We start from the raw sequence: 23421 nt of genomic DNA on the forward strand, positions 1-23421 counted from the left end.
CGCGAGCGCCGCGGCGGCTCGTTCATGGGAACGTGGGCAGGTAGGGCGCTGCCTCCCGGCTCCGGAAGTGGAGCGCGGTCGCTGTCGGGCCGCGTCGCGCGCTCTCCGCTTCAAGAAAGGCGATCCGCCGTCACGATGCGCAGGTGATTCGCCACCTTCGTCGCGCGGCCGACGTCGGGAGATAGCGGGGCGCCGATACCGTGGATGTCCTCGTCCGCGGTGACGCCGAAGCCGTGCCTGGCGAGGAGCGCGCGCATCGCGTCGGCGGTGAACGCGGAGCGCAGCGGCTCCCCGAGCCGGCGCACGAGCAAGCCGACCACGCGGAGCATGAGCGCGGGGCTGTGATAGAGGATGACGAGGCGGCTGCCCGCGGCCGATCGCTGCGCGAGGACGGCGAGCGTCGCCTCGACGTCAGCCGGGGTCAGGTACATGACCACGCCCTCCCAGATCCAGGTGGTCGGGCGCGCGGGATCGTGGCCCGCCTTCGCGAGCGCGCCGTCGAGGGCGTCGCGCTCGAAGTCGATGGGTACCCAGCGGATGTCCCGCGCGCACGGGGAGAGCGCCCCGACGCGTGAGCGCTTGTCGCGCTGCGAGTCCGGGTGATCGACCTCGAAGACGACGACGTCGCGCAGCTCCGGCATGCGCCACGCGCGGCCGTCGAGGCCGGCGCCGAGGATGACGAGCTGCGGCGACGTGGCCCCTCGGATGGCGTCGTCGATCGCGACCGTGCGCGCGACCATCACCTTCGACTGGCGCTCGAGGTACGCGCGGCCGAGGCGCCCGCGTAGCCCCTTTGGCGCGACGCCTGCACGGAAGCGCTCGACGCGGGCTCGCGCCTCGTCGGGCAGGAGCGCCATCGCGGTCGGATCGGAGAACCGCGTCACCGTCGTCGCGCCGTGCGCCGCTGCACGTCCCATGCACACGAGCTCCGCGGTCCGGCTTGCGCGCCCAGGTTTCATGCGCGGAACGATAACGGCGCATCCATCACCCGCCAACCCTGCGGATAGGTGCGCATTCGCTCTTTCGAGCAACCATGGGGCTCTCCGCGACGCTGGCGAACCTCACGCCAGTCGCCGACCTCGCGCGCGAGCCCGAGCTGCACCCCCTGATCGCGCTGGTCATACAAAGCCTAACTACATCTCACCGGCGTGCCCTGGATCGTCGCACGAGCATCGCGATGGCGCCCGCCATCAAGGCGACGTTCGCTCCGACGCCTCTCTGGTGGTCCATGGAGCGCCCGGTGCGGCCAACGGCGCACCCGCCCGGCGAGGCTCCCTCGAGGCCCGCCGCCGGCGCTTCGCCGTCGCCCGTTACGGGCGCCTCTCCGTCGGCGTTCTCCGCTATCCAGCGGCCGTATGCGGGCGCGAGCGTATAGATCCCGCCGTCTCCGCAGTCGGCGCCGGCGGGTGAGCCGAGCGCCCGGACGCTGACGCCGAGCAGGTGCGGCTCTCCAGCGATCATGAGGCACGCAGGCCCGCCCGAATCACCAGGGCAGCTGTCCGGCGACCCGGGCGCGCCGGCCGAGAACTCGGTCGCGTTCCGCTTCTGGAAGGGCGTCTCGCCGACGTACAGCGCGCCGGAGGGCTCGCCAGGCTCGCCCCGGGCGCCGTAGCCAGCGATCACGACCGGTGCGCCTTCGTCCAGCAGGTCGTCCAGCGCCTCGGGCGGGACCAGCGGAACCGGGGGCATCGTCTGTACGGGGGTCTCCAGCAGCAAGAGCGCGATGTCCTCCGCCCGGGCGAGCTCCCTCGCGCCGATCGTGCCAGGCGCCGGGAAGCCCTGGTGCCGGACGACCTTTCGGATACGGAATGTCTGCTCGGGCGGCGCGTCCGTCACGTCGAGCGCGCCCGCCGCCACCCGCAGGTTCGCTGGCCCGAGCTCGGCAAGGAGCTCCCCGGTGACCTCGTCCTGGAGCACGACGCAGTGGGCCGCGGTGACGACGCAGCTCGGTGAGATGAGGACGCCCGAGCACTCCTGGACACCGTCGCTGTCCAGCACGGCGACCGCGCCGAAGAGGGCGTCTGGGGTCGCCGGTCTCCCGTCCTTGATCGCGAAAGACTGCTCCTCCACGGGGTCGCCGGGCAGGACGTCCGAGCACCCCCCGAGGCCGCCGAGGGCCGCGCAGGCGAGAGCGACGAGGCGTGAGCGCATGTCACGAGGGCTCCGGGCTCACGGCGAGCCGGGCTCGGGTGCCCCGCTCGCCGCGCCCTCGGGATCGGTTACTGGCACTCCTGGATGCTGGAGCAGGACGCCTTCGACAGGCGGATGCCGTCCACGACCGGCACCCCGGCGAAGAACGCCGAACACTTCGCGGCCGCCCAGACCCCGATCGTGTTGAACTGGTAGCAACTCCAGTTGTCCGAGAAGGAGACGCTGGCGCGGCAGCAGTACGTCGACGCCCTCTGGGACGAGTCGCCGGACTCGACCACCTTCTCCGCGACCGAGAGCCAGCTCGCGCGCAGCTCCGTGAGCCTTGCGTCGAGGGTTCCGTCCGCGTGCTGGCGCTCCATCTCGAACAGGACGGGATCGTAGGACTGGAAGAAGAGCTCGATCGCGTCCGACCCGACCGCGAGCAGGTCTCCGGAAGAGGCACCCTCCTGGAGGAGCTCGATCAAGTTCTGGATCGGGCTCTGCTGCCGCATGGCCTGCGCCTTGGACCAGGCCTCGGCCCATTCGGCCGAGAGCGTCCCGGAGGCCTGCCGCGCCTCCAGCTCGGCGCCGATGTTCTCCACCGTCCGCAGCAAGAGGTCCGGCGTGACGGCCGAAGTCGCCTCGGCCTGCGGCGCGGGCGCGTCGATCTCCGTCTCCGTGGCGTCGCCCGAGCCGCAAGCTGCGGAGAGCGTCGCGATCAGCATGGACAGGGCAAGAGCAAGCTTCTTCTTCATTCGGATCTCCTCGAAGGGTTCGTGATTGCAGCGCCGCCCGGCGCCATCGCCGCGGTGCGCTCGGCGCGCCGGGGCGTCCGCGCGATTCCACACGGCTCCGCCGAGCGCTCAGCAGGCAACAGGCGCCGCTCGCCGCTGGACTGCTGCGGTGAACGGACCTATCCAGGCATCCTGCTCGCGGCGAGCGTTTCCGGCCGAGACGGTGCTACGACAAGCTGTAGCACGCGCTCGCGAGGGCTCGAGTTCCACTTCGCGACAGGCGATGTACCGAATGCGCCATCGTGTCGCGATATCGCAAAATTGCACCCACGCTGCTTCGATCTCGCGCTCTCTTCCTGGAGCGGAGGCCGCTGCCGCAACCGCAATCTGCGTCGTCGTTGCAGGCGCAGCACCCCGGGATCGCGTCGCTGGCGACGGTTTACATTTCGCGACACGCCCACATAATGAGCGATCGTGCCGGCTCAAGGTTCGGGATCCACGGAGCTCTTGCGGGCTCTGGTGACAGCGGCAGCACGAGACGGGCTCGAGGCCGAGGAGGTTCGGCGTGTGATGGCCCTCCCCAGCGGTCTTCTGGAGAAGCGGGGCGCTCGCGTGTCCATCGCCATGGTCCGCCGCGTGTGGAGCGCGCTCACCGACCACCGGGCGGCTGGTCCTCTCCTGAGCCTCCGCGCTGCCCGGCAGCTCCCCCTGGGGAGCCTCGACATCCTGGATTACCTCACGGTGGCGAGCACGACCGGCGCGGAGGCGTTCGCGCACCTGACGCGGTATCTGCCGCTGCTCGCCGATGCCGGTCGCGTCTGGACCGAATCCGACGGGAAGAGCTTCCGATTCCGTCACGACGCTCCCGGCGGCGTCCCCTCGCTCTCGGAGCTGCTGCTCGGGCTGATCGTCGCGCGCTCCCGGGCGCTGTTCGGTCCGGCCTATGCGCCGCGTCGGATCCATTTCGCGCACGCGCCCCTGGCCGCGGCGAGCATGTATGAAGAGGTCCTCGGCGTCCCGGTGCGTTTCGGAGGCCGCTTTGACGAGATCGTCTTCGATCGCGCCATCGCTGAAGCGCCGATCGCCAGCCAGGATCCGCGGCTCATGAGCATCCTTGTCGTGCAGGCGGAGGAGGCGCTCTCTCTCCTCGACGTCCGCGAGCGCATCACGCATGACACCGAGTTCGTCTCTGCCTTCCGGCACGCCCTGGCGCTGGCGCTCGACGCGGGTGACCCCGGCCTGGCGCGCATCGGCGAGCGCTTCGGGATGAGCGCGCGGACGCTGCAGCGCCGCCTAGCCGCGGCGCACGTCAGCCACCGCGAGCTCTTGCAGGAGCTGCGGCTGGAGCGGGCGCGGCGGGCGCTGTGCGCCGCCCGGCCCAAGGTCGTGTCTCACGAGCTCGGTTATTCGAGCCCGAGCGCCTTCCACCGCGCGTTCAAGCGGTGGACGGGGCTGACCCCCGGCGCCGTGGCCGAGGGCGCCGCCTCACCGCTGGCGGGACGGGGCGGCATGTCCATGTGCGACACAGGCGAGCATCGCCGCGGCCCTCCATCCAACCACACGGCTTCACGTGAAGGAACGCCTTGTCAGAACGGCGAATCGCAGCCCGCTCCACGAGAGCGCACGGCGCGCGATGACGAGACCGCGATGGCCGCGCGGCGCGGCGCGTAGGTAAAAGAAGCCGGTTCGCTGCGCGATGAAGCGTGGCGCGCCGAGCCATTATACGCGTCCTGAGCATCAAGCGGAAAGGGAGCCGTGTTCGCGTTGCTTATGACGCGCTACCTCCCTGATTCCTCAATCATGAGCGGCTCGACGGACCGAAGCTTGCATGATTCATAAGATCGTGTGCAGCGCTCTTCCGTCGTGGGTCCTCTACGACGTATGCAACCGAGGCTCCCCTTCCGTCCGGGTGCAACCCAGGCTCCCGGTCTGAACCGTTCACCACCCCACCGGTCCGTGCCTGACCCAGATTGACGCCGAGCGATCGCTACAGGTACCGTCGTCTCGTGCGGTGGGGGACGCGATTGTATCGGTGCGCCGGATGCTCGGCCCCGCGTTTTTCGCCGTCGACGCAGCCAAGGCGGCGGGCAGCCCTCCTGCGCCCGGCCGGCGCGATGGCGTGGAGGTCAGCGACCTGCCTGGTCACGAGCGCAGCGCGTGCGACGCTCACCGGGGTACCGACATGCAGGCCGGCCAAAAGCCCGGCGCGTCCGATTCCGCTGATGCCACAAGGACGGATCCTGGGTGCGCTGGGGCTGCCGGATTGCTCGGCCTCCAGACGGGCGCGTGTGCGGTTGCGCCGGCTGGCTTCAGCGGGGTTGACAGCGCAGTGGACGACCTGGCGCGCCTCCGGCGCCGGAGGTGCGTGATGCGACGATACGTCTCGTTGTTCCTGCTGGCTCTGCTGGCGTGCGTCCTGCCCGAGGACGGTGCGTCCGTTCGAGGACGAGCGCGCATCGAGTCGGTCGGCCCTGACTCCGGGGTGCTTGAGGTGATCGAGGCACCGTACGCAGGGGAGATCGAGGGGGGGCCCGAGAGCGCGACACGGGAGGAGGACGAGCAACTCGATCGATGGTTCGCTCGTGAATCGGTGGTCGTCATCAACGGCGAGGTCATCGACCACGAGGAGATCGCGGTGCGTCGCCGCGCCGCACGCCGCGAAGCAGCCCGAAACGACCTCCCCGGACGGCTATCCCGCGCCATCAGCGAGCAGATCAGGGGGGTGAAGGTCCTGGCCTTCAAGTTGAGGGTCTGGGTCGAGGGGGTGCGCTGCGACGACAAGCGGTTCATGTCGCCGCCACCGGCGCCGGCGGGCCACTGTCCGGACGGCGCCGAGGACTGCGACGATGCTTCCCTGCGGTGACCGGCATCCTCTCGCTGGCCGCAAGGCGTGGGCTGGGTGATGGGTATGAGCGTTGAATGGACGAAAGACATCCTTCTCATCTGGGAGATCGGGCGCAGAATACGGTCTGGCGGCTTGTCGGCCGAGGAGCGGCGCGCTCTGGCTGAGAAATTTGGCGTGAGCGAAGAGGTGGTGCTGCGTTATGAGCGCGCGAGGGCCATTTACAATGTGGAGATAGCCGACAAGCGGTGGCGTCAGGCCAGGCGAGAGACGCTCTTCCGGATGACAGAAGGCGGAAAGACGTTCGGGCTGGAAAAGTATTCAGATGAGTTGGAGGCGACGTTGGAGAGGTTGAGGGATGCGGAGCCCGAGAACGAGATCACCCGCGAGCTTCGTGACGCTAGAGATGCGATCAGGGCAGAGCTCGGCCTGCCCCCCGTACCGCCCGAAGACTACTCATGAGTCCCCGCTCACGAACGCGCCGGAACGCTCGATCTCGGACGTCTCCTTCACGTTGCGTGAGACCATCGAGCTTGCAACGTATCCGCATATGTTGCGCGTATGCGGCATCGGAGGTGCGTGATGCGGCGATGCGTGTTGTTGTTCCTATTCGTTCTGTTGGGCTGCTCTGTTCCCGATTACGACGCGTCCGTTCGAGTCCAAGCGTGGCTCGAATCTCTCGATGCAGGCGCGGATGTGCTCGATGTTCGGTGCACCGGTAACGTTGAAGAGCCCCGCGGGAGCGGGACGTGGGTTGAGTATGAGCGATTTGACCGGTGGACTGCACAAGACGTGCTGGCGGCTATCAGAAACCAGGGCCTCGATTGGGGTGAAGTTGTGGCGCGTTGTGTCGGTGCAAGCAAATTCGAGTTTCCCAAATGGATATTTAATGAAATTGGTAAGAATATGTCGACGGCGGACCGCATGCTCTTCAAGATGAGCTTCCATGTAGAGGACGTGCGCTGCCACGGCACCCCGCTCAGGTCGCCGCCACCGACGCCGGTGCGCAGCTGTCCGAACGACATCGATGGTTGCGACGACGCTCCTCCGATGGCGAGCGACCTCCCTCCGCCGCTCCCACCGCCGGGCGGAGGCGACTTCTGAGCGACGGCCTCTCGCGGTGCCGGGTCGTTGCCGCCGTCGCCGTCACCTTGCTCCCCGGAGTCGCCCGCGCGGGCGAGTTCGAGCTGGAGGCGGGCCTCGGCGTGGGCATCACGTCGCTGGGCGAGCGTCGCGCCACGGGAGGGATGACCCTGCAGCCCAGCGTAGCGCTCGGCTGGCGGTTCGCCGAATGGGGCAGCCTTCATTACCGCAACGCGATCTCCTTTTTCAATTTGAAGGATTTGCGCTGGATCGGCGTCATCGACGTGAACGCCGCCGTGCTCGGGATCCACCACCGCGAGCTCACGCTGGAGCTCGGTCCGAGCCTCCACGTGTTCGCCGTGCCGCTCTGCGCCGACACGTGGTGCCAGCGTGAGCACGGCCTGGCGCCGGCCCTGCATCTGGGCGCGACGCTGTCCCCGGCACCGGAGAGCAGGCTTCGCGGCAGATGCACGCTACATACGGCGTATATCCCAGGTATCGCCTGGTCTGGGATCTCCATCAGCATCGCCGTCGAGGGCGTCTATCGCTTCTGATGGCAATCCCAGCGCGCGTCGCCTTGCGCGTCCCTACGACGTGGGCTCACCTCGAGCAGGAGAGGCCTTGACGCCAGCACCTCGCGCCTCGGGCACTCGCCGTCACTCTGGAAGTCGTCGAGCGTGCGCGCCTGCGCAACCACGAGTCGTGCGCCGTCTCGACCGGGCCGCCGAGCGCGCCGGCGAGGTTGTACCCATCGGTGTGCTACGGGGCGTGGGGGGACGCCGGCCGGCATGCTGCGGGGCGTGGGGGGACGCCGGCCGGCATGCTGCGGGGCGTGGGGGGACGCCAGCCGGCGTGCGGCGGAGCGTGGGGGGACGCCGGCCGGCGTGCGGCGGAGCGTGGGGGGACGCCGCCGGTGTGCTGCGGTGCGTCGACTACGTGCTGCCGCCTTGCTGGGTCATCTCGCGCCCGATAGCCAGGTCTGATGGGAAAAGCCGCATTTCTCGCCCGCCGGCTCACGCCGAGCGGGTGCATTGTTGCAGGTACGAAGCTCGCCGCTCACCGGGAGGCCCTGAAGTCGAAGAAGATCAAGCTGTCTCCCAAGGTCGACGCAGCGGTCCAGTCCGTCATTGCGTCCACCGAGGCCCTCGAGGCGCTCGGGAGCATCGACGCCACGATGGTGGAGATCGATCGCGGCACCGACCGGTGCATCGGAGCGTTCAGCAGCCAGCTCGCCAGCATCGAGCGCGCCTTCGATCATGACGACATCCTGCCGCTCGCGGAGGACGAGGCGGCGCGCCGTCGCGATGCGCTGCTGGTGCGCTCGGAGGTGCTGTCGTCGGGCACCGACTTCATCCGCCTCGTCTACTCCCAGCAGTGGGTGCGCATGAGCGCGATGATCAAGGCGCTCGAGGGCAAAGACGTGAAGGCGGCGGTCGAGCGTCTCGGGCTCTCGGCCGAGACAGGCCGCCTCCAGCGCTGGACGGAGCTGTACGGCAAGAAGCTCGGCGTCACCGAGGCGAAGGCCGCGGATCCCGCCGTCAAGGCGGTCGAGGCGTGGCACGAGGCTTACGGCACGCTCCTGGTCCAGGCCCATGCCGAGTACGACGACGACAAGGACGAGACGCACGCGCTCCTCCGTGACCGGCTGCTCTCGCCTTACGAGGACGCGGCGGAGGAAGAGCGGCGCGCCGACCAGCGGGCCCGCGCCGCCAGCGCCAGGAAGAAGACCGAGGTCGAGCCCGAGCCGAACGGATAGCGCTGCTCCTCGCACGCCGGCCGGGCAGCGACCGGCCATCCCACCCATCGCGCGAGGACGGCACCGTCCGCCGGTCACCTCGCAGCGCCGCTCCAGTCCCAATTGCAGGTGACATCTCCCCAGGTTCGGGAGAAATGTCGCGCTAAACCTCGTGCATTCTTTTTCGGTGCCGGCGCACGATTTCGCAACAAGCCGGGAGACCTTTCCGGAAATCGTACGGATGACGACGGACGACGTCGGATGACGGCTGAGGGAGATCCGCTCATGTCCGGCTCGCTCCTCGCCCGCGGCCGGATCCGGAGGATGATCCGCGCCGCGCTGTCGCTCGCCGCAGCGCTCTTCCTGGCGGCGCCCGTGGCGCTCGCGCAGGTTCCGCCGCGCGGCGCGCGCCTGTCCTACACGCGGGGGCCTGGCACCGAGGGGTGCCCCGAGGAGCCGAGCCTCCGGCAGATCGTCGAGAGCCAGCTCGGCGGGGTCGACCCGTTCGTGAGCGACGGCGCGTGGCTCATCGAGGTGGTTATCCGGCGCAAGGGGACGGCGTTCCAGGGAGAGATCGCGCTTCACGACCGCGATGGCCGGGATCTCGGCCGCCAGGAGCACACGAGCGCGATCTGCGGCGCGCTCGTGGAGGACATCGGCCTCTCCCTTAGCGCCGTCATGCGCCCGTTGCTGCCAGCACCGCCTTCACCGGAGAGCGCTCCCATCTCGCCGCTGCCAGGGCCGCTGCCCCCGTCGGTGCCGAGGGGTGCCGCTCCAACGGTCTCGCCGGACGCGCCGCCCAAAGCGCTGGCCTCGAAGCCGCCTCGCCCGGTCGCTCCGCCGCCCCGCCCCGTTCCGCGCTCGAGGCCGCCGCCGGATCGCCCGCGCCTCCAGCTGGGCGCCGGGGTGCTGCTCGGCGCGGGCGTGGCGCCGTCGGTGGCGGTCGGGTTCTCGGGGTTCGCCGGCGCCCGCTGGGAGAGGTTCTCGCTCTCGCTGGAGGCCCGCGGGGATCTTCCGATCGACGCCGAGCCCTACCGCGGCTGGACCATCGGAGTGTCTGGGCTGAGCGCCTCACTGGTTCCCTGCGGTCACGCGGACTGGTTCTTCGGCTGCGCCGTCGCCACGGCAGGCGCGGTGTGGAACGTCAGGGACCGCACCGGCAGGGAGTTCGCGCTGCCCTACGCGGGGCTCGGGTTTCGTGCGGGGCTGGAGGTGCCGCTTTCGGCTCGCCTCGCCGGGCAGCTCAGCGGCGACCTCTTGATCAACATACATCGGACGCACTTTCGACCGCTCCGTGGCGAAGGGTGGTCCGCGGCGCCCGTCTCGGAGGCGGTGGCGCTCCGTCTGGTTGCTTTCTTCTGAGCCTCCGTGCGGTTTTGCGAAGCCTCGGACGCGTCCGCGGGAGCTATGGTTGCGAGCGCGTGGGGCGCGCGGAGGTCGCCGCGCGCCCCTCGCCGCCTGCCACCCCCCTTGGCGAGGCCGCTGTTGCGCCCGGAACGAGCTGTCGACTCAGGCCGGTACAGAGCTGGCGCGTTGACAGCAGAACGTCGCCGCCGCGGTGGGCGCGATGCTGCCCACCGCCTCGCCGCCGAACGCTTCGCACTTTCCGGGATCGAGGCTGACGACGCTCACCGACTTGCTTCCGAGCGCCGTGCCGGTCGCGACCGTCCCGCAGTAGGGCGCGTCGGCTGTGATCACCTGGGCCGCAACGAGCTGCGAGCACCCTTCGTCGCTGAACGCGGAGGCCAGGACGCTGCATGTCGCTCCGGTGGGCTCGGTGCAGCCGCAAGGCGCGCAGCCGCGGGTATCCTCGACGCCGGCGTGGAAGACGTGCCGGTCCGGGTACGTGGCGGGGCAGTCCTGCTCTCCCTCGTGGTGGATGCACGTGAGAAACCCCTCCGGCGGCGCGGCGTCGCCGATCGGCGGTGCCGGCGTGCAGGTCATCCCCGGATCTGCACACGGGGGGGACGCGTTTCCGGTACACGCGCGGGCGACAGTCGCGAAGCTTCCCACTGTAGCGGGCCCGTCGGGGTTCTCCGGCGCCTCCGTGACTCTCGGTGCGCAACCTGCGGAGACCACGCGAGGCGCCTGGATCGCGAGCGATTGCACGCAGGGGGTACCACCGCAGGTCCGTCCGGTGTCGACGCCATTCACCGAGGTGCAGGTCCCGTCCCACCCATCCGGGGCAGCGAACGAGGTCGCTGGCGCCTCGGGGCCGCCGCACGGGAAGCTGGCGTAGGCCCTCCATGCCATCGGCACCTCGCACGTCGCCTCGGGCGGGTCGCACGCGCAGGCGGGGCACTGGTACGAGGCTGGAGCCGCGAAATCCGCGTAGCCCTCGTAGCCGACGATCGGCGCGGTCGCAGGGCAGCTCGGCACGCCGTCGGGGGAGCCGATCCAGAGCAGCGCGGGCTCGGACCAACCGAGCGGCTCCTTCGGTACGCACTGCCCTGCACAGACCTGTGCTGGCGGGATCAGGTCGCCGAAATCGGACGCGATGGCGACGTCCGTGTCGTCCTCGGCCGCGCAGTCATCGCCGCCATCGCCGCCACCACCGCACCCGCCAGTTCCGCCGGCGTCGGGGGGGTCGAGCACCTCACAAGGCGTTCCCTTGGGTCCTTGGTCCTCATCCCACGGGCACAGGTATGCAGTCGACGACCCGCATCCGCCGGACGCGACACCGAGCCCGAGCGCGCTCGCGCACCACACCACGATCCCACGCCGCCAACGTCGTGCCCGCGCCGCCATGACCTCTCCATCTGCGGCGCCGTCGAGGGGGCGTCGCGGTAAGCGCGGCCACGTTACCAGAGGGCCGTAGGGCGCCGCTAGATCCATTCCCGGGGCAGACCACCCCCGTTCGATCGCATTACGAAGAGCGAGATCCCCCGGGGCAGACCACCCCCATTCGATCGCATTACGAAGAGCGAGGTCCATTTCTCATCTTTCGCCAGGCGACAGCCCACGTCGCCCTCCATGAGGGCTCGCGCTGTCCCCATCGTGCGCCCGTCGCCCGCCAGCCGCCAGAACGAGCGCTCTGGCGCCCTACGGTCACGCGGGCACAGTCGATTGTGCAGCGAGAAGCGGGGCAGTCCCGGATAGCGCTCCGATGAAGACCCCATTGCCTACCCCTCCCCGCCGGGAGGGCCGCCGCCCGTCCTCCGATGCGCCGGGATCCCGTACGCGCCGCCGCGCACGCAGCGCGCCGAGAGAGGCGCTTCACCCGGTGGTCTCGCCCTCGAATGAGGCCCTCTGGGCCGAGCGGCCGTTCGTCGTCCTCCTGCTCCGCGCCCTCCATGTTCCCGCCCGCGACCGAGAGGATCTCCTCCAGGCGGTGCTCCTCGGCGCCTGGGAAGCCATCCGAGCGCGCAGGTACCGCCCGGACCCACGGCGGCGCGCGCGCGCGGCGCTGCGCGCATGGCTGCACGGCGTCGCCTGGCGCCAGGTGTCCCATTACCGGGAGAGTGCCTATGTCCGCTGCGAGATCCTGTGCCGCGCGCCCTCCTCGCCCGCCGACCAGTCGCCCGTCGAGATCGAGGGAGGGCTCCTCGCCCGCGCCGCGCTCCGCGAGGTCGCCGCGCTCCCCGCGGGCCATCGCGAGGTCCTCCTCGCGGCGGCCGGGCCTCTGAGCCTCGTCGCCTGGGCACGAGCGTGCGGCATGAACCCCAATTCCGCTGCCAGCCGGCTGCGTCGCGCCAGGAGGGCGCTGGCCGAGAAACTCGCCTCACCGAGGCTGCCGTCCGGTGACGGCGCCGTTCGGTGACGCCGTCGCCGATGATGCCTCTGTTCGGTGCCCGCTCGGCCGGTCGCGTCGAGCCCGTGTACGATTTCGCAACGATCCGGGCGGCCTCGCCGGATTACCTATCCATGAAAGAACCCCGAGCGCGCCCAGCGCCCCCTCCTGCGCCCGACCCGGCGCCGGCGTCTGCACCTGCCCCGGAGGCGGCGCCCGCTCCCGCCCCGGAGATGACGCCTGCGCCCGACCCAGAGCCCGCTGCCGGACCCAATAGGGATCCTGCGCCCGCCATCGGCCCGCCCCTGCGGCCCTCGTTCGAGGAGGTCTATCAGACCTTGCTCCCGTACGTCCTCGTGGTGCTCTGGCGGCTCGGCGTTGCATCTCGAGATCTTCACGATGTCGCTCACGAGGTGTTTCTCGTCGTTCACCGGCGCCTCGAGGACCACGATCCTCGCCTGTCGCTCAAACCGTGGATCGCGGGGATCAGCGCCAATGTCGCCCTTCGCCACCGGGCGCTCGCCCGGAACCAGCGGGAGCTGCTCGCGCTCGACGATTCCGAGCCCATCGAGCTCGCGGATCCCGGGCTCGACGCCGAGCTCCGGGTCGCACAGGCCGAGACCCAGCGCATCGTCCGCGAGCTCATCCAGCGCATGGAGAGGGAACGACGAGCGGTGTTCGTGCTCTACGACCTCGAGGGAAGCGACATGCGCGACATCGCGCAGGCCCTCCAGATCCCCGTGAACACCGCATGGGATCGGCTGAGGCGCGCCCGCAGCGAGTTCACGGCCGCGGTCAAACGCCTCTCCGCGCGGGACCCGGACGCGCTCGGCCTTCGTCGCCTGCGCTTCGCCCTGGCGCCGTTCGCCCTGGCCGACAGACCCATGCTGCTCGACGCAAGCAAAGCCCGGCTCGGCCTTGCGCAGGGGCTCGCCGGACCGCTGTGGGTACAGCTCCAGCGATCGCTCGCCTCGACCGGAGGGCTGGCCCGCGGCACGGACGGCCTCTCCGACAGCCATGCAGCGCAGCCCCATGCAGGCGCCTCCCCGCCCCACCGGCGTCGTCCCGCGAACGCGGTGGAGGCCGCCGGCGCCGCCGGGGAGAAGCGCACACGCCCGGTCATCACGATCGCGCGATCCAGGCTCATCAAGGCAGGCGTTGCGCTGTTCCTCGGGGGAGCCGGGGTGGGCGCGGGCGTGGTTTATGCCGGGCTCCCGCCGCCTGCTGCGGCGCCGGTGGTGTCCGTCCGCGCCGAGGTCGAAGGCGCCGCGTCCGAGCGAGCCGGGCGCACCGAAGCGGGGCACGACGGGCGCGCCGCGCCCGAGCGAGCCGAGCGCGCCGCGGGCGAGCTCGCCCTGGCCGACGCCGTCGCGAACGCTGGGCCCTCGGTGGCCGTGGCGACGGCGGCCGCGGCGCCGTTACGCGCCTCCCCCCGCAAGGCGGCTCCGCCCAGCGAGCACGACACGACCGAGGAGAGCGCGTTGCTCAGCAGCGCCGGCCTTGCGCTCAGCGAAGGGAAGGCGACAGAGGCGCTCGAGGTGCTGGCCCTGCACGAGCGGAGTTACCCGCGCAGCCCGAGAGTCCAGCTGCGCGAGGCGCTGGCCATCCAGGCCCTCGTCCAGGCCGGGCGGCGCGCCGACGCCCGCGCGCGAGCGGAGCGGTTCCGCGCGGCGTTCCCTCACGCCCTGTTTCTCTCCGCCATCGAGGCGGCCGTGAACAGCCCATGAGGGCCGCCGCGTGCCTTCGCCTCCGGTCGACGACGCCGCCCGCGCTTCGACCCTGACGCCGCCCGCGCTTCGACCCTCCGCGAGCGGGCGCACGGGGTCGTCGGGTCCGCTCGCGAGGGAGAACTCCGGTCGGGCTGTCCGCCGCCGCCGGAGGACGCCGCCGGCCGGACCCGAGGCCATGCAGGTGGTGCTCGACCGGCCGTGGGGCGCGGGCTAGCCTGTGCGGGAAGGACCCACGATGAGCAAGAAGCTGGACGACGAGTTGGCCCAGGCGCTGTCTCTCGCAGAGCAGCAGGATACGCCCGCGGTGGTGAAGCCGGCCGCGGCCAGCCCGGCGCCGAAGGCGCGCCCGTCGCGCAGCCTCGGCTTGCTGGCGACGCTGCTCGTCATGGTGGGCGCGCTCGTCGCCCTGTTCCTCGTCGGCTTCAAGGAAGCGGCCGTCTACGCGACGCCGGTCGACCAGCTGCTCGCGTCGAAGGACAAGCTCGCCGGCCGCAAGGTCCGGGTCGAGGGCGAGCTCGTGCCCGGCACGCTGGTCAAGCGCGATTCGCCCTGCGAGTACCGCTTCCAGATCCACGGCACGCAGGCGGCGCTGCCCGTGCGCTACGCCCAGTGCGTCATCCCCGACACCTTCCGCGACGTCCCGAGCGGCGGCGTCCAGGTGACCGTCGAGGGCGCGCTCTCGCAGGGCGGCGACTTCGAGGCGAGCCTCGTGATGGCCAAGTGCACCTCGAAGTACGATCCCAACTCGCACGAGATGAAGGGCAGCGCCCAGCCCGGCGCGGGCCCGCTCTCGCTCAACTGAGCGGTCCCCGCCCAAAGGCGCCGCCGCGCGCGGCGCCGACACGCCCAAAGGCGCCGCCGCGCGCGGCGCCGACACGCCCAAAGCGCCGCCGCGCGGCGCCGACACGCCTGGATCCATCTCCCCGCTCCCCGGCGGGCCGCTGACTGGCTCGCTCGCGGGACCTTGAGCCTCCTGGACAAGCTGGTTAAGAGACATCCCCGGACCGACGCCCGAGGAGGAGGCATTTGAGCCACGATCGCGATCTCGTCGTCCTGACGCAGAACATCTGGGGGGGAGTCGCCCTCTGGGAGCGGCGCCGGACGATGCTTGCCAGGCTCATCGGCGATCTGCGCCCCGGCCTCATCGGGCTCCAGGAGGTGCACGCGGCGGCGGCGAGCGGCGATCTCGGCCAGGCCGGGGAGCTCTCGCGGCTCGCCGGCGGATACAGGGCCTGGTTCGCGCCGGGCAGGGTCGCCGCGAGCGGCGAGTGCGAGGGGGTCGCGCTGCTCTGCCGGGAGGACGTCGAGGTGCTCGACCACTCCGTGGAGGCGCTCACGCTCGATCGCGACGATCCGTTCGAGCGCGACAGCCAGCGCGTCGTCTTGCGCGCCGCGATCCGGCACGCCGGCGCGGTGGTCGACGTGCTCGTCACGCACCTCTCGCTGTCGAAGCGCGCTCGGGCGCGCACCGTGCGCGAGCTCGTGAGCTTCGCCGCGCGCGAGCGCCAGAAGTCGGGGAGCCAAGGCGCCGTGCTGATGGGCGACTTCAACGCGCTCCCCAGCGAGGAGGCGGTCTGTTATCTCCAGGCGAGCGCCGGAAACGGCTCCTGGCTCGACGCCTGGACGCAGGCGCACCCCGGCAAGGCGGGCGGCACCTGGCCCGCGGGCCTGCCGCTGCGCCGCATCGATTATGTCTTCGTTCAACCGGGGGAGGGGTGGACGATCACGCGCTGCGAGCGGGCGCCGTTCTCCGGCTCGGATCACCACGGCGTGGCCGCGTGGCTGCGGCTCGACGCCTGAAGGGCAGGGCCATGCTCGCCCGGATCTCCAGCAGATCATCGATGGCTGAGGCATTCGCGCGCAAACTGTACCCGCTGCGGCGGACCGGGTAGGCTGGCGGCCCATGAGCAGGCTGCTGATCTTGGGGGCGACCGGCGGCACGGGCGCCGCGTTGATCCGTCAGGCGCTGGAAGCCGGACACGAGGTCTCGGCATTCGCGCGCACGCCCGCCACCATCCCTGTCCCGCACCATGAGCGGCTGCGCGCGCTCCGCGGCGACATCATGGATGCCGAGCAAGTGTCGCGCGCCGTGTCCGGCCACGACGCCGTCCTCTCGGCCCTGGGGTCGCGTGGCCTGGGTCCGACGCGCGTCTACTCCGACGGCATCGTCCACGTCCTGCGCGCGATGAAGGAGCATGGCGTCCGCCGCCTGATCGCCGTCACCGCCGCGGGCATCGGCGAGGAGCAGCAGCCTGCGCTCTGGTTCCGGCTCCTCGTCAAACCGATGCTCCGCAACAGGTATTCCGACATGCTGCGCATGGAAGAGGCCCTCCGCCGGAGCGATGTGGCCTGGACCGTCGTGCGCGTCCCCAAGCTCACCGAGGGGCGGCTCACCAAGGAGTGCCGAGCCGAAGTCGACCCCTCGCCGCCGGAGGGCTACCTCTTCGGCGGTCCCACGATCTCGCGCGAGGACCTGGCGTATTTCATGCTCTCCCAGCTGGAGAGCGACGAATACCTCCGCAAGGCGATCGTCGTGACGTACTGAGAGCGCGGCGCGCTCGTCATGTCTTGACGCAGCCGCGGAGCATCGGTCTGCTGCCGCCCCCGCCGTCGTGGCCAGCCTGCGGCGCGCCTGCGGTGATCGCCATGAATGCCGCGATCACCGTGATTCCCGCGACGCTGCCGAGCAGAGGCCTCAGAAACCATGATCTCCTTTCCCAGGACGGCTCTCCCATTGTTCCTCGGTCTGGCGCCGATTGCCCTGACCGGGTGCGAGCTTCTCGTCGCACCGGACCGCAGCAAGATCGATTCGCCCGCAGTCGGCGGCAGCGGCGGAGAGGGTGGTAGTCGCGGACAGGGCGGCAGCGGCGGACAGGGCGGCAATCGAGGAGAGGGAGGTAGAGGCGGAGAGGGCGGCAACAGTGGAGAAGGCGGCAGCGGCGGACACGGCGGCGCGCCAGGCGCGGTGTGCGGCGATGGAACGGTCAGCGCTCATGCCGAGATGTGCGACGATGGGAATCGGACCGCTGGCGACGGGTGCGATCCGGGTTGCGCGATCGAGCCTGGGTTCGCGTGCGCCGGCGCGCCGAGCCGTTGTACGAGCGGGTGCGGCGACGGCGCGCTGGGCGGCTCGGAGACCTGCGACGACGGCGGCGACGAGGACGGCGATTGCTGTTCGCGCGCGTGTCAGATCGAGTCCGGCTGTGAGGTCGAGCCGAACGACGAATTCACCTCGGCCAACGACGCCTTCGCCATCGCGCCCGGCGGTCGAATCCGCGCGTTCATCGACCCCGGATCCGACGTGGACGTGTTCTCGGTGATCGTCCCCGAGGGGTCGATCGGGCGCATCAAGGCAGAGACGCTCGATGGCCCGCTGGGCACGACGTGCAGCTCGCTCGGCGTCGATACCCATGTGGCGATCTTCGACGCGAGCCTGGCGAGCATCGAGGACAACGACGATGTCGCCGACGACGATTACTGTTCTTTCCTGGCGCTGCGCAAGCTGAGCCCCGGCGAGTATTTCGTCCGCGTGCAGATCTCCCCTGAGGCGGAGCCCGCGACGTTCGACTACACGCTCTCGCTCACCCTGGATACCTCGGTGTGCGGCGACGGCGTGCTGGAGGATCCGGAGCTCTGCGACGACGGCGACACGACGGGCGGTGACGGTTGCAGCGCCGCGTGCGAGCTGGAGCTCCGCTCTCCCGAGGTCGAGCCGAACGACACCGCGGCGGAGGCGGACGGGCGCGCCGTGCTCCTGCCGAACGTGCTCGTCTCGGCGGCGATCGAGCCCGTCGGCGATATCGACGTCTTCGCCTTCGAGGTGCCGAACCTCGCGGACGTCCAGCTCGCCACGTTCAGCCCCGGGCGATTGAACGAGTGCGTCCAGGGAGTCGACACCTTCCTCCAGCTGCTCGACACGGACGGCGCCACGGTGCTGGCGAGCGACGACGACAGCGGCCCCGAGGCCTGCTCGCTCATCGACTCGAGCGTCGACGACAGGGCGACCCGGCTCCAGCCGGGCACGTATTATGTGACCGTCGAGGAGTTCGACAACGACGCTTCCATCCCGGGGTACGACCTCCTCATCGCCTTCACCTCGCTTTGCGGCAACGGGGTGATCGAGGAAGGCGAGGCGTGCGATGGTGGGGAGCGGTGTTCCTCGGAGTGCGCGCGGATCGCGGTGTGCGGCGACGGAGCCATCGACGGCGCCGAGACGTGCGACGACGGCGGGACCGAGGGCGGAGATGGCTGCAGCGCCGCGTGCCAGCTCGAGGGGACCCTCCCGGAGATCGAGCCGAACGACGCGCGAGGCCAGGCCACCGTGGGGCAGGCGACCGCGGCGGGGGCGCTGTTCGCCGCGTCGATCTCTCCGCCGGGAGAGGTCGACTTCTTCGCCGTCGACGTCCCCGGCCTGGCCGAGCTGGAAGTGGAGACCTTCGACGCGACCGGCCCGACCTCTTGCCGCGGCATCGACACCGCGCTGCAGCTCCTCGGGCCCGACGGCGCCGTGATCGCCGAGGACAACGACGGCGGCGAGGCCAGGTGCTCCCGTATCCGCGCCTCCGTCTCCGCGCCGGGCGTCGATCACGTCCGCTATTACGTGCGCGTCCACGACGCTGGAGGAGACTCCATCGCTGGATATACCCTGCGCGCGCGGACGACGGCCGTCTGCGGCGACGGCGTGGTCGAGGGCCTGGAGGAGTGCGACGGCGGCGCCGCGTGCGGGGCGACGTGCCAGCGCATCCCTGTGTGCGGCGACGGCTTCGTCGACGAGCCCGAGGTCTGCGATGACGGCAACACCGCAGGCGGGGATGGCTGCGACGCCGCCTGTCGGATCGAGGGGGCGATCGCCGAGATCGAGCCCAACTCGACCCCTGCCGAGGCCGAGGCGAACGGCGCTGTCGCGCCGGGAGCGCTCGTGTCCGGCGTGCTCGAGCCGGACAGCGATGTCGACCTCTTCGCCCTGCGGCTCACGACCGTATCCGATCTCCGGATCGAGACCTTCGACTCGAGCGGCCCCGGGCGGTGCGCCGAGGGCGTCGACACGGTCGCCTCCCTCCTCTCGTCGGACGGGACGACGGTGCTCGCCTCCGACGACGACGGCGGGATCGGCGCCTGCTCGCTCATCGACTCGCGGAGCCCGGGCGGGGCCGCGGCGCGCCACCTGGAGCCCGGGACATACCATGTCCGTGTCAGCGGCTTCCCGGAGCAGCCGGGGGCCCGCTACACGCTGCGGGTCTCGCTGGACGCCTCGTGCGGCGACGGGGTGAGGGAGGGCGCCGAGGAGTGCGACGGCGGCGCGGGGTGCAGCGCCCGCTGCGAGAGGCTCCCGGTCTGCGGCGACGGCCTCCTCGACGCGCCGGAGGGGTGCGACGACGGCAATGCCGCGGGCGGCGACGGGTGCAGCGCCGCCTGCCAGCTCGAGGCGGTGACCGCCGAGATCGAGCCGAACGACACCCCCGCGCAGGCCGGGGCGAACGATCTCGTGATCTCGGGCGACGCGCTCCTCGCGGCGAGCCTCGCCGCGGGCGGCGACAGGGACGTGTTCCACCTGAGCTTGCCTGTCGCCTCGGTCGTGCGCCTCGAGGTCTTCGACGGCACCGCGGCGGGCTGCGAGGGAGGCCTCCTCACGACGCTCCGCGTGCTCGACGCGGCGGGCGGGACGGTCGCGACGGACGAGGGGCTCTCCGACGCAGCCTACGCGGGCGGCATCGGCGGATGCTCGGCGCTCGTCGTGGCGTTGCCTTCCGGCGACCACGACGTCGAGGTCGCGGCGCGCGAGGGCGGCGCGGAGTTTCCGCTCTACCTCCTCCAGGCCAAGATCCTCGCGCCCGCGGGCGCCGAGGAGGAGCCGAATGGCACCGTCGCCACCGCGAGCGGATCCGTCGGCTCCGATGTGTTCATCGCCGGCGCCCGGACGACCGACGATTTCGACTTCTACGCCGTGGATGTCCCGGAGGGCCGGTCGATCCGCGCGGAGATCATCGAGGGCGGCGAAGAGACGTGCGAGTCGCTCGAGATCGACAGCCGGCTTTCGCTGCTCGACGCCGGGGGCTCGCTCATCGCGGACGATGACGACAGCGGCCGGGGCAACTGCTCGATCCTCGACGGCACCGGGGACGCCCCGCGCCACCCCGGGGCTCACGCGCTACCGGCGGGGCGGTATTTCCTCCGCGTCCGCGCCGCGTCTGGCGCCTCGGGCACCGCGGCCCTCTTCGACTACCGGCTGGCCGTCACGCTCCGCTGAGGAGCGCGGACGCCGCCGGACGTCCGGGATCGCCGGTCGCCCCATCCGGCCGGGACGCCGCGCGTCCGGCGCCGGGGCGCCGCCGGGAGGCCGGGACGCACCCGCCGCCGCGCGGCGATTCGATGTCTCGATATCCCATCATCGCGAGACTGCCGCGCTCCGTCGCGCCGCCGCGCGGTGTGGCTCCGCGGTGCTCATCGGAGCCGCATCGGAGGGCCATACCCACAAGCGCCTTCGCGGGGCGTCTTCGGTGGTCTTCGGTGGGTAGGTAGGTAGATCGAGCGCCGGGGGCGGCGCGGAGCTGCCTTGTGCCTCGCCTGCGCCCCCCCGCGCGCCCGCCCTGGCGTTCCCCGGCGATTCGCGCCCTCGGCCGCGCCTCGCGGCGCCGCCCTACACCGCCTCTCTCGGCGCGGGTGCGTGATACTTCGGCTGGATGTAGGAGCCCGAGGGGTGCGTTCAAGGCAGAGGGCATGAGTTCATAGTCGAGGAGTGCCGGTATTATCCATGGTTCTAACTCCGTCGTGTTTTCGACCGAAAAGATGCCAGTCAAAAGTGCTTGCGTGAGACCGCAGGGAGAATAGTCTCCTGTTGTTCGCGTCATGACCTCGGGGCGGGTTCCTCCGGGAGCGTGACCGTGACGGGACGACGACGACGTGCGTCGCTCCCGTCGGGCACCGCTCTCGTGGCGCAGGCCCCGGGGGAATGCATCCCTTGGGTGACGATCTGGATAGGTATCTGCATCAAACTTCACCACAGATTCGATTCCTCGGAGGTATTTCTCATGAAGAATTTCGCTCGTTGGGTGCTCGCTTTCGCAACCGTCACGTCGATCTCGGGCAGCGCCTTGGCCATCCGGAACGACTGTCTCTACAACGTGTCGATGAAGACCGGGCTGAGGAAGGTGCCCGTCGGTACGACCGTCTTCCAGCTGGCCGAGCAGGCGGGCACCCCGTTCAACGATGAGTGCGGCTACGTGGGCAAGTGGGGAGTCGTGGCGGCCCCGGGCGCCGCCGTCGCCGCAAACATCTTCCTTCGCCAGCAGACGACGATCGGGAACAACGACTGCGACTGGAACTCCTTCTATTTCACGGACGGGAGCATCTCGCTCCTGCCCACTGTGCCGATCCCGCCCAGCACCGTGGCGTTCCCGCCCAGCTCCGGCATCACCTCACGGCTCCAGAAGGCGCCCCTGTGCAACTTCGTGGGGATGGAGGACGACTTCACCGGGACGATCAAGGCCACGATTCAGTTCTATTCCTCGCTGTCGATGCCCGTGCCGGTCACGTTCGCCCCGCATTGCTACTGACGGCGTGCCTTTGAGACCGGTCTTCACTGGGCTCTGAGACGGCGCCCGGCGTCCGACCGATCGGCGAGAGCCTCCCTGCAGAAAGCCCTTAGTAACGGCCCCGGGCAGGTCGGGGAGGCGCTCGTCGAACGCGTCGTGCGGAGTGAGGAGGGGGCGCCGGCGGGAACGCCGGTAGCCCCTTTCTCTTCTCCGCCTCTGCCGAGCTCCCGGCCGCAGCGCTCTAGCCAGGTCAACTTGTCTGGAGGAACAATGATGCAACCGAGTTCGTCGCAACGGAACCCCTCGCGCCGGCCCTTGTGGATCGCCGCCGGATTGCTCCTGGCCGCCCTCGTCGGCGTCGCCCTATTCCTCGCCTTCCGCTCCGGGGACGAGCAGACCGCCGGGGCGAGGGGCCCGGACGCCGGAGCCGAGAAGCACGTCCGCTATCGCAACAGGGCGCTCGTGCGCGGCGCGGCGCCGGCGGCGAAGGAGGAGGCGCGGCCCACCATCAGCGGCCTCGTCTATGGCACGGACGGGAACACCCTCGCCGGAGCGACCGTCGTCGCCATGACCTTCGAGGTCGCCGGCAACGTGCTCTCGACCGCGGGCTCCGTGAAGAGCGACGACGCCGGGCGGTTCGAGCTCACGCTCCCGGACGGCACCTATCAGCTGAGCGCGAGCGTCGATGGGTACGGGACCACGTCGACCACGGCGCGCCCCGGCGAGGCGGTGAGCCTCGTGCTGCCGAAGAGCGGCGTCATCGAGGGGCGCGTGCTGGACGAGCGGGGCGAGCCCGTGCGCCGCTTCTCGATCGACGTCCTCTCGGCCGTGACGGCGGAGACGCCGGCGACGCCGCCCCTGTTCTCTCGCACGTTCGAGAGCGCGGACGGCTCGTTCCGCGTCGATCAGCTGCCCTCGTGGGACGTCGTCGTCAGGGCGACGGCGGCGGAGTTCGCGCCCGCGTTCTCCTCGAACGTCAACGTGCGCGCCGGAGACGTCGAGAAGATGGATCTGACCCTCTCGAAGGGATGTACCTTGACGGGGCAGGCGGTGGACTCGTCCGGCGCTCCGCTGCCCGGGGTGTACGTGGACGCCGAGTCGCTCTTCGCCGTCGGCGAGCTGAGCAGCCTGGCCATGGAGGCCGCCGCGCAGGCGCAGACGGAGGACGACGGCTCCTTCAGCCTGCCGCACGTGCCGAAGGGCACGATCGTCGTCCGCGGCTATGACGGCAGCAACGCCGTCAGCTCGACCGAGATCGAGGTCGCGAGCTGCGACGGCCTGAAGCCGGTGAGGCTCGTGATGTCGCCCGGCGGCAGCCTCTCCGGCGTGGCGCGAGACGCCGAGGGCAAGCCCATCGCCGGCGCCAAGCTCACGCTCATGCACCGCCCGATCGGCTTCGTGAACACGGTGAGCGACGAGGACGGCAGCTTCCACTTCGACCAGGTCCCGCCCGGCGAGCTCCGCGTCATGATGCGGCGAGGCGAGGAGGTGATGCTCGCGGCGATCGGTATCGAGGAGGGGAAGAGCGCGCAGCACGACATCTCCTTTGCGCCTCGGGGCACCGGGGAGATCCGCGGCCGCGTCACGGTGGGCGGCAAGCCGCTCCCGGGGGCTCGCCTCATGCTGGCCACCCAGATCGGGGACGACGGCGCGATCGGCATGTTCTACCCCGTCACCGCGGAGGACGGCTCGTTCCGCGCTTCCGGGCTCCCGACCGGCGGCTACATCATCAACGTCGAGTCGACGAGCATCGGGACCGGCGTGCACGTGAAGCCGGGCGAGGTCACGACCGCGGATCTCCAGGTGATCGACCTGCCCAGCATGAAGGGCAAGGACGCCGAGCTCCCGCTGCGGTAGCGAGCGCACCGCAGGCGGCTATCTCCCGGCTGTCCGGAGGCGGAGCCT

The 23421-nt window shown here is 70.7% G+C and carries 18 protein-coding genes and 1 pseudogene; 15 read left to right on the forward strand and 4 right to left on the reverse strand.

Annotation, left to right across the window (positions count from 1 at the left end; all coding sequences use genetic code 11):
- Window positions 1-110 precede the first annotated feature (110 nt).
- From WMF29_RS48345 to WMF29_RS48355, 3 genes are all read right to left on the reverse strand, one after another.
- The gene (locus WMF29_RS48345; protein WP_437326777.1) at window positions 111-959 is read right to left on the reverse strand and encodes a class I SAM-dependent methyltransferase; all 849 of its coding nucleotides are present in this window, start codon (window positions 957-959) and stop codon (window positions 111-113) included.
- Between the two features lie 181 nt (window positions 960-1140).
- Complete coding sequence (locus tag WMF29_RS48350; protein ID WP_437326778.1) at window positions 1141-2151, reverse strand: S1 family peptidase; 1011 nt, start codon at window positions 2149-2151, stop codon at window positions 1141-1143.
- A 68-nt stretch (window positions 2152-2219) separates the two neighbouring features.
- Window positions 2220-2885 (reverse strand): hypothetical protein, encoded by a 666-nt coding sequence (locus tag WMF29_RS48355; RefSeq protein ID WP_437326779.1) that lies wholly within the window; start codon window positions 2883-2885, stop codon window positions 2220-2222.
- 498 nt (window positions 2886-3383) lie between these two features.
- On the opposite strand from WMF29_RS48355, the gene WMF29_RS48360 reads away from it, so the two are divergent.
- From WMF29_RS48360 to WMF29_RS48390, 7 genes are all read left to right on the forward strand, one after another.
- Window positions 3384-4535: an AraC family transcriptional regulator ligand-binding domain-containing protein gene (locus WMF29_RS48360; RefSeq protein ID WP_437326780.1), complete on the forward strand. Its 1152-nt coding sequence runs from the start codon at window positions 3384-3386 to the stop codon at window positions 4533-4535.
- 370 nt (window positions 4536-4905) lie between these two features.
- The gene (locus WMF29_RS48365; protein WP_437326781.1) at window positions 4906-5727 is read left to right on the forward strand and encodes a hypothetical protein; all 822 of its coding nucleotides are present in this window, start codon (window positions 4906-4908) and stop codon (window positions 5725-5727) included.
- A 45-nt stretch (window positions 5728-5772) separates the two neighbouring features.
- A complete protein-coding gene (locus tag WMF29_RS48370; RefSeq protein ID WP_437326782.1) occupies window positions 5773-6168 on the forward strand; it encodes a hypothetical protein in 396 nt (131 codons plus the stop codon).
- Window positions 6169-6642: 474 nt separating this feature from the next.
- The gene (locus WMF29_RS48375; RefSeq protein WP_437326783.1) at window positions 6643-6810 is read left to right on the forward strand and encodes a hypothetical protein; all 168 of its coding nucleotides are present in this window, start codon (window positions 6643-6645) and stop codon (window positions 6808-6810) included.
- Between the two features lie 47 nt (window positions 6811-6857).
- Entirely contained in the window at window positions 6858-7343 is a 486-nt protein-coding gene (locus WMF29_RS48380) for a hypothetical protein (protein ID WP_437326784.1), read from the forward strand.
- Between the two features lie 428 nt (window positions 7344-7771).
- Window positions 7772-8545 carry a phosphoenolpyruvate--protein phosphotransferase gene (locus WMF29_RS48385; protein ID WP_437326785.1) on the forward strand — a complete coding sequence of 258 codons (774 nt, stop codon included), beginning with the start codon at window positions 7772-7774 and terminating at the stop codon, window positions 8543-8545.
- Window positions 8546-8809: 264 nt separating this feature from the next.
- Complete coding sequence (locus WMF29_RS48390; protein ID WP_437326786.1) at window positions 8810-9886, forward strand: hypothetical protein; 1077 nt, start codon at window positions 8810-8812, stop codon at window positions 9884-9886.
- A 147-nt stretch (window positions 9887-10033) separates the two neighbouring features.
- Here WMF29_RS48390 and WMF29_RS48395 read toward each other — a convergent pair whose 3' ends face one another.
- Window positions 10034-11119, reverse strand: a complete 1086-nt coding sequence (locus WMF29_RS48395; protein WP_437326787.1) for a hypothetical protein — start codon at window positions 11117-11119, stop codon at window positions 10034-10036.
- A 628-nt stretch (window positions 11120-11747) separates the two neighbouring features.
- Between WMF29_RS48395 and WMF29_RS48400 the strand changes: the two genes are divergently transcribed.
- The 8 genes and pseudogenes from WMF29_RS48400 (at window position 11748) to WMF29_RS48435 (ending at window position 23373) form a co-directional block, all read left to right on the forward strand.
- Window positions 11748-12284 (forward strand): sigma-70 family RNA polymerase sigma factor, encoded by a 537-nt coding sequence (locus WMF29_RS48400; RefSeq protein ID WP_437326788.1) that lies wholly within the window; start codon window positions 11748-11750, stop codon window positions 12282-12284.
- A 104-nt stretch (window positions 12285-12388) separates the two neighbouring features.
- On the forward strand, window positions 12389-13981 hold the full coding sequence (locus WMF29_RS48405; protein ID WP_437326789.1) for an RNA polymerase sigma factor: 1593 nt from the start codon (window positions 12389-12391) through the stop codon (window positions 13979-13981).
- A 238-nt stretch (window positions 13982-14219) separates the two neighbouring features.
- Window positions 14220-14786 (forward strand): cytochrome c maturation protein CcmE, encoded by a 567-nt coding sequence (locus tag WMF29_RS48410; protein WP_437326790.1) that lies wholly within the window; start codon window positions 14220-14222, stop codon window positions 14784-14786.
- 224 nt (window positions 14787-15010) lie between these two features.
- Complete coding sequence (locus tag WMF29_RS48415) at window positions 15011-15784, forward strand: endonuclease/exonuclease/phosphatase family protein (RefSeq protein ID WP_437326791.1); 774 nt, start codon at window positions 15011-15013, stop codon at window positions 15782-15784.
- Window positions 15785-15887: 103 nt separating this feature from the next.
- Entirely contained in the window at window positions 15888-16529 is a 642-nt protein-coding gene (locus tag WMF29_RS48420; RefSeq protein WP_437326792.1) for an NAD(P)-dependent oxidoreductase, read from the forward strand.
- A 101-nt stretch (window positions 16530-16630) separates the two neighbouring features.
- Window positions 16631-20231, forward strand: a pseudogene (locus tag WMF29_RS48425) (DVUA0089 family protein).
- 781 nt (window positions 20232-21012) lie between these two features.
- On the forward strand, window positions 21013-21537 hold the full coding sequence (locus tag WMF29_RS48430; protein ID WP_437326793.1) for a hypothetical protein: 525 nt from the start codon (window positions 21013-21015) through the stop codon (window positions 21535-21537).
- 249 nt (window positions 21538-21786) lie between these two features.
- Window positions 21787-23373 (forward strand): MSCRAMM family protein, encoded by a 1587-nt coding sequence (locus tag WMF29_RS48435; RefSeq protein WP_437326794.1) that lies wholly within the window; start codon window positions 21787-21789, stop codon window positions 23371-23373.
- Window positions 23374-23421: the final 48 nt, after the last annotated feature.

The sequence above is a fragment of the Sorangium sp. So ce381 genome, assembly GCF_051473845.1.
Lineage (GTDB): Bacteria > Myxococcota_A > Polyangia > Polyangiales > Polyangiaceae > Sorangium > Sorangium atrum.

Bases quoted from the DNA above. Each gene is read 5' to 3' on its own strand.
- WMF29_RS48345 (WP_437326777.1), bottom strand. From the start codon at position 959: ATGAAACCTGGGCGCGCAAGCCGGACCGCGGAGCTCGTGTGCATGGGA.
- WMF29_RS48435 (WP_437326794.1), top strand. From the start codon at position 21,787: ATGATGCAACCGAGTTCGTCGCAACGGAACCCCTCGCGCCGGCCCTTG.
- WMF29_RS48350 (WP_437326778.1), bottom strand. From the start codon at position 2,151: ATGCGCTCACGCCTCGTCGCTCTCGCCTGCGCGGCCCTCGGCGGCCTC.
- WMF29_RS48420 (WP_437326792.1), top strand. From the start codon at position 15,888: ATGAGCAGGCTGCTGATCTTGGGGGCGACCGGCGGCACGGGCGCCGCG.
- WMF29_RS48385 (WP_437326785.1), top strand. From the start codon at position 7,772: ATGGGAAAAGCCGCATTTCTCGCCCGCCGGCTCACGCCGAGCGGGTGC.
- WMF29_RS48375 (WP_437326783.1), top strand. From the start codon at position 6,643: ATGAGCTTCCATGTAGAGGACGTGCGCTGCCACGGCACCCCGCTCAGG.
- WMF29_RS48410 (WP_437326790.1), top strand. From the start codon at position 14,220: ATGAGCAAGAAGCTGGACGACGAGTTGGCCCAGGCGCTGTCTCTCGCA.
- WMF29_RS48365 (WP_437326781.1), top strand. From the start codon at position 4,906: ATGCTCGGCCCCGCGTTTTTCGCCGTCGACGCAGCCAAGGCGGCGGGC.
- WMF29_RS48370 (WP_437326782.1), top strand. From the start codon at position 5,773: ATGAGCGTTGAATGGACGAAAGACATCCTTCTCATCTGGGAGATCGGG.
- WMF29_RS48430 (WP_437326793.1), top strand. From the start codon at position 21,013: ATGAAGAATTTCGCTCGTTGGGTGCTCGCTTTCGCAACCGTCACGTCG.
- WMF29_RS48390 (WP_437326786.1), top strand. From the start codon at position 8,810: ATGTCCGGCTCGCTCCTCGCCCGCGGCCGGATCCGGAGGATGATCCGC.
- WMF29_RS48405 (WP_437326789.1), top strand. From the start codon at position 12,389: ATGAAAGAACCCCGAGCGCGCCCAGCGCCCCCTCCTGCGCCCGACCCG.
- WMF29_RS48355 (WP_437326779.1), bottom strand. From the start codon at position 2,885: ATGAAGAAGAAGCTTGCTCTTGCCCTGTCCATGCTGATCGCGACGCTC.